The sequence below is a fragment of the Salifodinibacter halophilus genome, assembly GCA_012999515.1.
Taxonomy (GTDB): domain Bacteria; phylum Pseudomonadota; class Gammaproteobacteria; order Nevskiales; family Salinisphaeraceae; genus Salifodinibacter; species Salifodinibacter halophilus.
Map to the genome: position 1 here is coordinate 1 of JABEEB010000524.1, position 248 is coordinate 248.

At 72.6% G+C, this 248-nt stretch carries 1 protein-coding gene; it reads right to left on the reverse strand.

Translation table 11 applies throughout. The features are described from left to right. Nucleotides 1–91: 91 nt before the first annotated feature. A partial coding sequence (locus tag HKX41_12705) for a hypothetical protein (protein ID NNC24995.1) occupies nt 92–248 on the reverse strand: 157 nt, incomplete at its 5' end.

Below are 248 nucleotides of genomic sequence, written 5' to 3' on the forward strand. Positions count from 1 at the left end.
GCAATGGCGAAACTACGCGCGCTCGGCCCGTCGCAGCGCCGTGGCGCGCATCGCTGCGGACCGCGGACCGCATCGACGCGCGTTCCTCGCCTCAGCCCTCTTCGAGCAGGGCCTTGATCGCCGCGAACCCGGCCAGCGAGCGCTCGCGCTTGCGCTCGGCGTCGGCGACCGGATCGGCGCCGTCGCGCTGCAATTCGCCCGCCGGCAGTTCGTCGATGAAACGGCTGGGCTTGAGCCGGATGCGCTCG